This is a genomic window from Pseudomonas fluorescens, from assembly GCF_902497625.1.
In the GTDB taxonomy this organism is placed as follows: domain Bacteria; phylum Pseudomonadota; class Gammaproteobacteria; order Pseudomonadales; family Pseudomonadaceae; genus Aquipseudomonas; species Aquipseudomonas fluorescens_BQ.
Genome location: NZ_CABVGX010000016.1, coordinates 101199 through 111945, shown reverse-complemented (window position 1 = coordinate 111945; position 10747 = coordinate 101199). Strand labels below are relative to the sequence as shown.

11 protein-coding genes are annotated in these 10747 nt (G+C 58.4%); 1 reads left to right on the top strand and 10 read right to left on the bottom strand.

Annotated elements, in window-relative coordinates:
- Positions 1-710: 710 nt before the first annotated feature.
- The 10 genes from thrC to ffh form a co-directional block, all read right to left on the bottom strand.
- The gene (thrC, locus tag F8N12_RS12235) at positions 711-2120 is read right to left on the bottom strand and encodes a threonine synthase (RefSeq protein ID WP_150580660.1); all 1410 of its coding nucleotides are present in this window, start codon (positions 2118-2120) and stop codon (positions 711-713) included.
- A 103-nt stretch (positions 2121-2223) separates the two neighbouring features.
- Positions 2224-3528 (bottom strand): homoserine dehydrogenase, encoded by a 1305-nt coding sequence (locus tag F8N12_RS12230; RefSeq protein WP_028623878.1) that lies wholly within the window; start codon positions 3526-3528, stop codon positions 2224-2226.
- Positions 3529-3661: 133 nt separating this feature from the next.
- Complete coding sequence (dsbC, locus tag F8N12_RS12225) at positions 3662-4393, bottom strand: bifunctional protein-disulfide isomerase/oxidoreductase DsbC (RefSeq protein ID WP_150580659.1); 732 nt, start codon at positions 4391-4393, stop codon at positions 3662-3664.
- Between the two features lie 255 nt (positions 4394-4648).
- The gene (gene xerD / locus F8N12_RS12220; RefSeq protein WP_150580658.1) at positions 4649-5545 is read right to left on the bottom strand and encodes a site-specific tyrosine recombinase XerD; all 897 of its coding nucleotides are present in this window, start codon (positions 5543-5545) and stop codon (positions 4649-4651) included.
- Between the two features lie 72 nt (positions 5546-5617).
- Positions 5618-6031 carry an acyl-CoA thioesterase gene (locus tag F8N12_RS12215; RefSeq protein ID WP_150580657.1) on the bottom strand — a complete coding sequence of 138 codons (414 nt, stop codon included), beginning with the start codon at positions 6029-6031 and terminating at the stop codon, positions 5618-5620.
- Between the two features lie 136 nt (positions 6032-6167).
- The gene (rplS, locus tag F8N12_RS12210) at positions 6168-6518 is read right to left on the bottom strand and encodes a 50S ribosomal protein L19 (protein ID WP_003175895.1); all 351 of its coding nucleotides are present in this window, start codon (positions 6516-6518) and stop codon (positions 6168-6170) included.
- Positions 6519-6563: 45 nt separating this feature from the next.
- Positions 6564-7337, bottom strand: coding sequence for a tRNA (guanosine(37)-N1)-methyltransferase TrmD (trmD, locus tag F8N12_RS12205; RefSeq protein ID WP_191623154.1), 774 nt, complete (start codon positions 7335-7337; stop codon positions 6564-6566).
- Positions 7319-7855 (bottom strand): ribosome maturation factor RimM, encoded by a 537-nt coding sequence (gene rimM / locus F8N12_RS12200; RefSeq protein ID WP_008014731.1) that lies wholly within the window; start codon positions 7853-7855, stop codon positions 7319-7321. The genes trmD and rimM overlap by 19 nt, the downstream gene beginning before the upstream one ends.
- Before the next feature lie 5 nt (positions 7856-7860).
- Positions 7861-8112 (bottom strand): 30S ribosomal protein S16, encoded by a 252-nt coding sequence (rpsP, locus tag F8N12_RS12195; protein ID WP_045059142.1) that lies wholly within the window; start codon positions 8110-8112, stop codon positions 7861-7863.
- 250 nt (positions 8113-8362) lie between these two features.
- The gene (gene ffh / locus F8N12_RS12190) at positions 8363-9739 is read right to left on the bottom strand and encodes a signal recognition particle protein (RefSeq protein ID WP_028623883.1); all 1377 of its coding nucleotides are present in this window, start codon (positions 9737-9739) and stop codon (positions 8363-8365) included.
- Between the two features lie 195 nt (positions 9740-9934).
- Between ffh and F8N12_RS12185 the strand changes: the two genes are divergently transcribed.
- Positions 9935-10747 carry an inner membrane protein YpjD gene (locus F8N12_RS12185; protein WP_150580655.1) on the top strand — a complete coding sequence of 271 codons (813 nt, stop codon included), beginning with the start codon at positions 9935-9937 and terminating at the stop codon, positions 10745-10747.

Genomic DNA, 10747 nt, shown 5'->3' with positions numbered 1-10747 from the left:
GGGCCGCGATCGGACGCAGCAGTCGTCGTCATTGTCATCGTAGATCCAGAGCATGTGGCTATTCATCTAACCTCGCTCCCTGATTTTACGACCGCTCCGCCAGATCGCGGCCAGTTCGCGGCCAGATCGCGGCCAGTTCGCGGCCAGATCGCGGCCCGAGCCGGACGCAGGCTGCGCCAGCTGCTACAGGGTTTTGTGTTGCTGCTCAGATTTGGCGCTACCCCCGCGAGTCAGGTCGGCTATCAGGCCGCCTCGGCGGCTGTGGCGGTTAGCGCCACCTCGGGAGGCTGAGTGGAGGTTCTGCGCAGTGGCTAACCCGGCATGGATGCCGGGTTAGCCGCGCACGCCCAAGGATGGCCGATCGCGCCGGGCCCACGGAGCAGGACCGGAGCGAGGGTATGGCGAGCCCAGGCGAACCACCGTACGTCAGGGGCAAGAGCACTTGGTTACTTGGTGCTTCTCCAAGTGACTCGCCGTAAGGGCGAAACCAATATCAGCCATCACCACAGCAATGGATATGTACCCGGCAAATCTATACGCCCTGTACATAGCCATCGCTGGCAAGCCAGCTCCTAAAGTAGACCGAGTACACTCTCGAGAATCCCGCCGAATCCAGACAAGCCTTCGCGAGCAAGCTTTGCTCCCACAAAGCTCGCAAGCGACGGCTAGAACCTGTCAGTCAGACGCACAAGTCAAAGCAGTCAAAGCAGTCAAAGCGGCTTCCCACGATTCCCATGCTGAGCAACAAACGCCTGCACCGCCTTCAAATCATTCGGCAACACCGTGCAACGCTCATCCCGCTCAAACAGATCGGTCAAATGCACCGGCAATTCCAGCGCTTTACCCACGCCCGCTTTCAACACCGCATCCGGGAATTTGACCGGGTGCGCCGTCCCCAGGATCACCATCGGAATATCCAGGCTGCGACGGCATTCGCGCGCAGCTTTCACACCGATTGCAGTGTGCGGATCCAGCAACTCACCGGTCTGCTCGTAAACCTCGGCAATGGTTTCGCACGTCTGTGCATCATCCACTGCCAGCGAATCAAACAGCTTGCGAGCCTCGGTCCAGCGCTCCTGTTCAACGCTGAAGCTACCGCCCTGGCGGAAGCTGTCCATCAAACCGGCAATCGCCGCGCCGTTGCGACCATGCAGGTCAAACAGCAAACGTTCGAAGTTCGACGACACCATGATGTCCATCGACGGCGAGAGCGTCGCGTGCAAGGTTTCCTTGACGTACTGATTGCCGCTCATGAAGCGGTGCAGGATGTCATTGCGGTTAGTGGCAACGATCAGTTGATTGATCGGCAGACCCATGTTGCGCGCCAGGTAACCGGCGAAGATGTCACCGAAGTTACCGGTTGGCACCGAGAACGACACCGACCGCGCCGGGCCACCCAACTGCAGGGACGCATGGAAGTAGTAAACGATCTGGGCCATGATCCGCGCCCAGTTGATCGAGTTCACAGCCACCAGGCGGGTGCCCTTGAGGAAGCTCTGGTCGGCGAAGCTCGCCTTGACCATTTCCTGGCAGTCATCGAAGTTGCCTTCGATGGCGATGTTGTGGATGTTCTCGCCGAAGATCGTGGTCATCTGCCGACGCTGCACTTCGGACACACGGTTGTGCGGATGCAGGATGAAGATGTCGACGTTTTCGCAATGCTTGCAGCCTTCGATCGCCGCCGAGCCGGTGTCACCGGAGGTCGCGCCGACAATCACCACGCGCTCGCCGCGTTTCTCCAGCACGTAGTCGAGCAGTCGGCCGAGCAGCTGCAGAGCGAAATCCTTGAACGCCAGGGTCGGGCCGTGGAACAGTTCCAGAACCCACTCGTTGCCGTTCAACTGACGCAGCGGTGCGACGGCACTGTGTGAAAACACACCGTATGTTTCTTCGAGAATCTTCTTGAAATCGGCATCGGGAATGCTGCCGGTAACGAACGGACGCATCACCCGGAAGGCCAGTTCGTGATACGGCAGGCCGGCCCAGGATGCGATCTCTTCCTGGGTGAAGCGCGGCAGGTTTTCCGGGACGTACAGACCACCGTCGGTGGCGAGACCGGTCAGCAGGACATCTTCGAAATTCAGGGCCGGTGCCTGGCCGCGGGTACTGATATAACGCATAAGAGCAACCTTCGGTTTGGGCTATAAGCGGCAAGCGGCAAGCTACAAGTAAAAGCGGTTCTGCTTTGTCTTGCAGCTTGAAGCTTGAAGCTTGCAGCTGCTGTTAATTCAGATGTTCGACACGAATCCGTACAACCGGACCGACTACCCCCGCCAACGCCTCAAGCGCGGCGATCGCATCGTTGATGTGCTGCTCGAGCACACGATGTGTAATCAGGATCATCGGCACCAGACCGTCGTGTTCTTCAACTTCCTTCTGCATGATCGACTCGATATTGATCCCGCGCTCCGAGAGGATGCTTGCAACTTGCGCCAGCACACCCGGATGGTCCTTGGCCTGAATGCGCAGGTAATAAGCGCTTTCGCAGGCTTCGATCGGCAGGATCGGGTGCGCTGACAGCGAATCCGGCTGAAAGGCCAGGTGCGGCACGCGGTTTTCCGGATCGGAGGTCATGGCGCGAACCACATCCACCAGATCGGCGATCACTGACGAAGCGGTCGGCTCCATACCGGCACCGGCACCGTAAAACAGGGTCGAACCGGCGGCATCACCGTTGACCATCACGGCGTTCATCACGCCATTGACGTTGGCGATCAGACGATCAGCCGGGATCAGCGTCGGGTGCACGCGCAATTCAATGCCGGAGGCCGTGCTGCGCGCCACACCGAGGTGCTTGATTCGGTAGCCCAGTGCTTCGGCGTAATTGACGTCAGCTGTGGTGAGTTTGGTGATGCCTTCGGTGTAAGCCTTGTCGAACTGCAGCGGAATGCCGAAGGCAATGGACGCGAGAATCGTCAGCTTATGAGCCGCGTCGATGCCTTCCACGTCGAAAGTCGGATCCGCCTCGGCGTAACCCAGCGCTTGCGCTTCGGCGAGGACGTCTTCAAAGGTGCGCCCCTTCTCACGCATCTCCGTGAGAATGAAGTTGCCGGTGCCATTGATGATGCCGGCGACCCAGTTGATTCGGTTGGCAGAAAGGCCTTCACGGATCGCCTTGATCACCGGAATGCCGCCGGCAACGGCAGCTTCGAACGCCACGATCACGCCTTTCTCGCGAGCCCTGGCGAAAATTTCATTACCATGAACGGCGATAAGCGCCTTGTTCGCGGTTACTACGTGTTTTCCGTTCTCGATCGCTTTGAGTACCAGCTCGCGGGCAACGGTGTAGCCGCCCATCAGCTCTATGACGATATCGATCTCAGGGTTCGTGGCCACATCGAAGACATCGTTGGTAATCGCAATACCGGTCGTCTGGAACTGAGGCTTTGGCGTGCGCATGGCAATTTGTGCCACTTCGATTCCACGCCCGGCACGACGAGCAATTTCCTCGGCGTTGCGCTGAAGTACGTTGAAGGTTCCGCCACCGACGGTCCCTAACCCACAGATGCCTACTTTGACCGGTTTCACTGTGAACTCCCCATAAAACGGCCGACTCAAGGCCGGCCGTGAAAACAGCCGCAAGCTCGCGGCTCTCTATTAATGGCCCGGCAATACTGCCGCCGGACCATGATCGTCAAAGGCTGACCGTGACGATGCGAATTTACTTCGCGCCCAGCGCCAGTTTGGCGACTTGTGGCGCAGGCTGGTAGCCCGGAATGACCTGACCGTCAGCCAAAACGATGGCCGGTGTGCCGTTCACGCCAATCGACTGGCCCAGAGCGAACTGCTTGGCAACCGGGTTATCGCATTTGGCGGCTTTGATTTCCGTGCCATCGACCATCTTGTCCATCGCGGCTTTCTTGTCTTTCGAGCACCAGACCGCTTGCAATTGTTCGTCACCCGGCGAGCCAAGGCCTTGGCGCGGGAACGCCACATAACGCACTTCGATGCCGCGCTTGTTCAGCTCGGGCACTTCGGCGTGCAGCTTGTGGCAGTACGGGCAGGTGGTGTCGGTAAAGACGGTGATGTGCGATTTGGTTTCACCGATGGCCGGGTAGACCACGGTTTCCGCGAGCGGGATGGCGTTGACCAGCTTGGACACACCGAGGCGCTCGGTTTTCTCGGTCAGGTTGACGGGTTTGCCGTCCTTCAGCTGGAACATGTAACCCTGAACCACGTACTGACCATCGGCGCTGGCGTAGAGCACGCGGCTGCCCTGAAGCTTGACTTCGTAGAGGCCGGGCAACGGGCTGGCGGAGATGCTTTCTACCGGGACTTCAAGCTGGAGGTTTTCCAGGCTTTTACGGATGGCTTTGTCGGCCGCGTCATCGGCGACGGCAAAGGTGCTGACCAACGCAAGGGCTGCGGCGGCGAAAATCTGGGTCAGACGCATGAGAACTCCTGAAGACGGACAAATGGGTCGATCAGAACGCCCGTGCCGAAACACCGGGTCATAACCGCCCACCGTGCAAACCGGCAAAGCCTATCACATAAGGGTCCCGTGGCCGAATGCGGCTGTCGCCAGAGATGTCCAGAGCGTCGAAGAACCTGTAGGAGTGAGCCTGCTCGCGATAGCATTATTCCTGCCAACACAGCGGTGACAGCCAAATCGCCATCGCGAGCAGGCTCGCTCCTACAGGGATTTTGTTCAGCCTCTGGGGTGATGCTTGGCGTGCAGGTCCTGCAGACGTGCGCGGGCAACGTGGGTGTAGATTTGCGTAGTCGACAGGTCGCTGTGGCCAAGCAGCATTTGCACCACGCGCAGATCGGCGCCGTGGTTGAGCAGGTGCGTGGCAAAGGCGTGGCGCAGGGTGTGCGGCGACAGAGACTTGCCGATCCCGGCAACCCTGGCCTGGTGCTTGATTCGGTGCCAGAACGTCTGCCGGGTCATCTGCTCACCGCGCAGGCTGGGGAACAGCACATCACTCGGGCGTCCGCCCAGCAGTTCGCTACGCGCATCGCGCATATAGCGTTCGACCCAGACAATCGCCTCTTCGCCCATCGGTACCAACCGTTCCTTGCTGCCCTTGCCCATTACCCGGAGCACGCCCTGGCGCAGATTCACCTGCTCGAGCGTCAAGCTGATCAGCTCGGTAACCCGCAATCCACAGGCATAAAGCACTTCGAGCATGGCGCGGTCACGCTGACCGATGGCTTCGCTCAGATCTGGCGCCTTCAACAGCGCCTCCACATCGGCTTCTGACAACGACTTGGGCAGCGGCCTGCCCAATTGCGGCATATCGACCCGCAAGGTCGGGTCCACAGCAATCAGCTTTTCACGCAGCAGATAGCGATAAAAGCCACGCACGCCGGATAAAAATCGCGCAGTGGAACGAGGTTTGTAATTTTGCTCCAGTCGCCAGGCCAGATGATCGAGGATCAATTCGCGGCCAGCATTGACCAGCTCCAGCCCTTGGTCCTGCACCCAGCCGTTGAACAGCGCCAAATCGCTGCGGTAGGCATCACGGGTGTTGTCGGAAAGGCCCTTCTCCAGCCACAGGGCATCAAGGAATTGGTCTATCAGTGGATGATCAATGGCGGGCATAAAGGCTCAGGTAGCGGGAGTCAGACAGCAAGTCTTTCATAGCCCAATCATTCGCGGAACCACCAGGACACATCAGGCGGCGAATCCCGCCAGCACCGGTACCGGGCGTTTATCTTCATCGATTGCCACGAAGCTGAACTGCCCATGAATGGCTTTCTCGCGGCCGTCACAACTCATGCTTTCAACAAACACCTCTACCTCTACCTTCAGGCTGGTGTTGCCCACTTTAATGACTCGGCCGACCAGTTCGACGATGGAGCCGGCAGGGATAGCGTGATTGAAGTCGATGCGATCCGTGGACACCGTCACCAACGGCAATCGGCAGAAACGCGTGGCGGTGATGAATGACACTTCGTCCATCCAGGCCAGGGCAGTGCCGCCGAACAATGTGTTGTGGTGATTGGTGGTCGACGGAAAAACCGCCTTGGTCACGCGGCTCACCGAGCGTTCGGTGCGGCGTTTGATTTCCTGTTCACGGGTGGTCATGGGTAAGGCTCGCAAAGGGCGCACTGCGGATGAAAGCAAGAGCAAAAGATCACAGCTTTCGGCAGGCGGGAGGGATAAATAACAGGCAACAAAAAAGCAGCCCTTAGGCTGCTTTTTTCTGCATCGGAAGCTGGACTTAAGCCAGTTTTTCCTTGATGCGAGCTGCTTTACCGGACAGGTCACGCAGGTAGTACAGCTTGGCTTTACGCACGTCACCGCGACGTTTAACGGCCATGCTGTCGATTTGCGGGCTGTAGGTCTGGAAAGTACGCTCTACGCCAACACCGTTGGAGATTTTACGAACGGTGAAAGCACTGTTTACGCCGCGGTTACGCTTGGCGATAACAACACCTTCGAACGCTTGCAGACGCGAACGGTCGCCTTCCTTCACTTTCACCTGAACGACAATGGTGTCGCCCGGGGCAAAGGTAGGGATTTCTTTGGTCATCTGCTCTGCTTCGAGTGCAAGGATGATTTTGTTAGTCATGCTGTGCTCCTAAGGCAAGTCAACGGACTTACCATCGATACGTTGTTAACTATCGTCCCGCTCGCGGATGTATTCCTCGAGCAGCTTCTTCTCTTCTCCAGAAAGCGAGCGGCTTTCCAGAAGATCGGCGCGTCGTTCAAAGGTCCTGCCAAGGGACTGCTGTAAACGCCAACGCCGGATATGCGCGTGATTGCCACTTAGCAATACGTCGGGAACACGCTGATCCGCATACACCTCCGGTCGGGTGTAGTGCGGGCAATCCAGCAAACCATCCGTAAAGGAATCTTCCTCGGCGGAGTCCGCATGCCCTAAAGCTCCAGGCAGCAGTCGTGTAACCGCATCGATCAGGACCATCGCCGGCAGCTCGCCGCCAGACAGTACATAGTCGCCAATCGACCACTCTTCATCGACATGAGCCTCAATAAAACGCTCGTCAATGCCTTCATAACGGCCGGCAATCAGGATCAATGCATCCAGAGTCGCCAACTCGCGTACCGCCGACTGATTCAGTTGACGGCCTTGGGGCGACAGGTAAATTACCTTCGCCGCCTCCCCGGCTGCTGCCTTGGCGTGAACCAGAGCATCTTCCAGGGGTTTGATCTTCATCACCATGCCCGGGCCACCGCCAAATGGGCGATCGTCCACAGTGTGATGTCGATCCGTCGTGTAGTCTCGCGGATTCCAACAGGTCAGCTGCAACAGCCCCTGTTTCACCGCACGACTGGTGATGCCGTACTCGCTGATGGCGGAGAACATCTCGGGAAACAAACTGATCACTTCTACGCGCAAGTTAGCCACGCTTAGAAGTCCGCATCCCATTCCACCTTCATCTCGCCTGCGGCAAGGTCGACGGCCAACACGCATTGCTCGGTATAGGGCAACAGGCGTTCGCGATCATCCAGGCTGCCAGCGCAAGGCTTGACCACCATTACATCATTGGCGCCGGTTTCCAGAAGATGATCGATTTTCCCGAGCAATTGCCCGAGTTGATCAATAACCTTCAGACCTTCCAGCTGGTACCAGTAGTACTCGCCGTCGGTCAATTCAGGGAACAGGTTGCGCGGCACGCAGATCTCATAACCGGCCAGAAGACGCGCTTCTTCACGATCATCAAGACCCTTGAGCTTTGCGACCAGGAACTTGTCGTTCCCGCGTCCACTGACCAGCTCGACCTGTTTGACATTGCCTTCGCGCTTGAGCGTCCAGGTTTTGTACTGCAACAGGTTTTCAGTCGGATCAGTAAAGGAATACACCTTCACTTCGCCGCGAACGCCATGAACAGAATAAATCTTGCCGATAACGATCAAATCATCAGCAACCGCTGGCGTCGCGTTCATATTGCTCAGGCCGCAGCCTTAGCCGAGTCCTTCAGCAACTGGGCAACACGCTCAGAAGGCTGTGCACCAACGCTCAGCCAGTAGGCTACGCGCTCTTGGTTCACGGACAGACGAACTTCCTGACCACGAGCAACAGGGTTGAAGAAACCAACCTGTTCCTTGTGCGAACCGTCGCGCGGGTTGCGGCTGTCGGTTACGGTCAAGTGGTAAAACGGGCGCTTTTTGGAGCCGCCAAGGGCAAGACGGATTGTTAGCATGTGAACATCGTTCCTGTAGTCGGTGCTGCAAATCTAAAGGCACAGCGGGCATAGGTGCCCGAAAGGCCGCATATTCTAAGGAATATCCGGACTTTTGCAAATGACTTTTTCCGGCGGCCTTTCAGTCGCCATCAAGATTTGCTATAGAGCCGTCGTTGAAAACGGCGAGTCAGCTCCCGCCAATGGCGGGTTTACTGGAGATCCCACATCCCTGTGGGGCGGAGCCAGGGCAAGCCCAGGCTCGAATTCTTTACATTTTCGGCATGCCGCCGCCGGGCAACATACCGCCCATGCCGCGCATCATCTTGGCCATTCCGCCTTTCGCGGAGAATTTCTTCATCATCTTCTGCATCTGCTTGTGTTGCTTGATCAAGCGACCGATGTCTTGCACCTGAGTACCGGAACCCATGGCGATCCGGCGCTTGCGCGAACCGCTGATCAGCTCAGGGTCGCGGCGCTCGGCCGGGGTCATTGAATTGATGATGGCTTCCATCTGCTTGAACTGCTTCTCTGCCGCACCCTGGGCGTTGCCCATCTGCGCCAGGTTTACACCGCCGATGTTTGGCAGCTTGTCCATGAGGCCGCCGAGGCCGCCCATGTTCTTCATCTGTTGCAGCTGATCGCGGAAGTCTTCGAGGTCGAAGCCCTTGCCCTTCTTCAGCTTCTTGGCCAGCTTGTCGGCCTTGTCCTTGTCGAGGGTCTGTTCGGCCTGCTCGATCAGGCTGAGCACGTCGCCCATACCGAGGATGCGCGAAGCGATACGCTCAGGGTGAAACGGTTCGAGCGCGTCGCTCTTCTCGCCCATGCCGATGAACTTGATCGGCTTGCCGGTGATGGCGCGAACCGACAGCGCGGCACCGCCTCGGGCGTCGCCGTCGACCTTGGTCAGGATCACACCGGTCAGCGGTAATGCATCACCGAAGGCTTTGGCTGTGTTCGCGGCATCCTGGCCAGTCATGGCGTCGACCACGAACAGGGTTTCGACCGGGTTGATCGCGGCGTGCAACGCCTTGATCTCACCCATCATCTCTTCGTCGATGTGCAGACGACCGGCGGTATCGACGATGACCACATCAATAAATTTGAGCTTTGCTTCTTTAATAGCAGCCTGCGCGATCTCGACCGGCTTCTGGCTCAGGTCGGACGGGAAGAAGGTGACGCCGACTTCCCCGGCCAGCATTTCCAGTTGCTTGATCGCTGCCGGACGGTAGATGTCCGCAGACACCACCATGACCGACTTCTTCTTGCGCTCTTTAAGGAAGCGCGCAAGTTTGCCGGCGGTGGTGGTTTTACCCGCGCCCTGCAGACCGGCCATCAAGACGATAGCGGGTGGCACGGCACTCAGGTTCAAATCTTCGTTGGCCGCACCCATCAGGCTTTCGAGTTCGGCCTGGACGATTTTTACGAACGCCTGACCCGGCGTCAGGCTGCGCGACACTTCCGTGCCGACAGCGCGCTCCTTGACCGAATTGACGAAGTCTTTCACCACCGGCAAGGCGACGTCGGCTTCGAGCAACGCCATGCGCACTTCGCGCAGCGTGTCTTTGATGTTGTCTTCGGTCAGCTTGGCCTTGCCGGTGACATGGCGCAGCGTCTGCGAGAGACGGTCGGTTAGGTTTTCAAACATTGCGCGATCCTTTCAGGCCCTGTGTTGACCGGGATAATGGCGGCCCGGGCCGTGATAAACATGAGCTCGGCGAGCCTGCGGCGTGGGCAGGTCGCGGATTATAGCGAAGACTGCGCCTGGCGGACACCTCGCACTTTCGTGGTGTGTGGGTTCTATGCCAAACTCAGCCCCTTTCGGGCTTGCCTAACAGGATTTATGCTCCCCTTGTCACCCAGTTTGCTCACCACCCTCGCCGCCGCCTGCTTATACGCCGCTGCGACATTCTATCAAGGCTCTCGTCTGGCCACCGGCGCCAAGGCGAACAAACGCCTGCTGGTAACGCTTGGCGTGCTGGCTGTGCTGGCGCACAGCGCCAGCCTGCTCACCCACTTGTTGACGCCGATCGGCCTGGGCCTGGACTTCTTCAGTGCGGCCAGCCTGATCGCCGCTGCCGTGATAGCCCTGACGCTGCTGGCCTGCTCACGGATTCCGGTGGAAAACCTGCTGGTGTTGCTGTTCCCGCTGGGGGCTGCGACCGTCCTGCTAGCGCAGTTCGCTCCGGCCGGCACGGTGCAGATCATCGATGAGGAGCCGGGCATTCTTGCTCACATCCTTTTGTCGATCCTGGCCTATGGCATGTTCACCATCGCGGTGTTCCAGGCCTTGCTGCTGCTGGTTCAGGACCATCAACTCAAGCACAAGCACCCGTCCGGACTGATTAAAAACTTCCCGCCGCTGCAAACCATGGAAAGCCTGCTGTTCGGTTTCCTGTGGGCTGGCTGGACCCTGCTGTCGATGTCACTGATTTCCGGATGGCTGTTCGTCGAAAACCTGTTTGCCCAGCATCTGGTGCACAAAACCTTGCTGGCATGCCTCGCCTGGATTGTTTTCAGCGTGCTGCTGTGGGGTCGCAACCGCCTCGGCTGGCGCGGGCACAAGGCTATTCGCTGGACCCTCGCCGGTTTCTGCCTGCTGATGCTGGCGTACTTTGGCAGCAAGCTGGTCCGTGAATATATTCTGCACATCTGA

What these genes read in the sequence shown, in the direction of transcription:
- thrC (WP_150580660.1), bottom strand. Translation starts at nt 2,120, where the DNA reads ATGCGTTATATCAGTACCCGCGGCCAGGCACCGGCCCTGAATTTCGAA.
- dsbC (WP_150580659.1), bottom strand. Translation starts at nt 4,393, where the DNA reads ATGCGTCTGACCCAGATTTTCGCCGCCGCAGCCCTTGCGTTGGTCAGC.
- xerD (WP_150580658.1), bottom strand. Translation starts at nt 5,545, where the DNA reads ATGCCCGCCATTGATCATCCACTGATAGACCAATTCCTTGATGCCCTG.
- F8N12_RS12215 (WP_150580657.1), bottom strand. Translation starts at nt 6,031, where the DNA reads ATGACCACCCGTGAACAGGAAATCAAACGCCGCACCGAACGCTCGGTG.
- rplS (WP_003175895.1), bottom strand. Translation starts at nt 6,518, where the DNA reads ATGACTAACAAAATCATCCTTGCACTCGAAGCAGAGCAGATGACCAAA.
- trmD (WP_191623154.1), bottom strand. Translation starts at nt 7,337, where the DNA reads ATGGGATGCGGACTTCTAAGCGTGGCTAACTTGCGCGTAGAAGTGATC.
- rimM (WP_008014731.1), bottom strand. Translation starts at nt 7,855, where the DNA reads ATGAACGCGACGCCAGCGGTTGCTGATGATTTGATCGTTATCGGCAAG.
- rpsP (WP_045059142.1), bottom strand. Translation starts at nt 8,112, where the DNA reads ATGCTAACAATCCGTCTTGCCCTTGGCGGCTCCAAAAAGCGCCCGTTT.
- ffh (WP_028623883.1), bottom strand. Translation starts at nt 9,739, where the DNA reads ATGTTTGAAAACCTAACCGACCGTCTCTCGCAGACGCTGCGCCATGTC.
- F8N12_RS12185 (WP_150580655.1), top strand. Translation starts at nt 9,935, where the DNA reads ATGCTCCCCTTGTCACCCAGTTTGCTCACCACCCTCGCCGCCGCCTGC.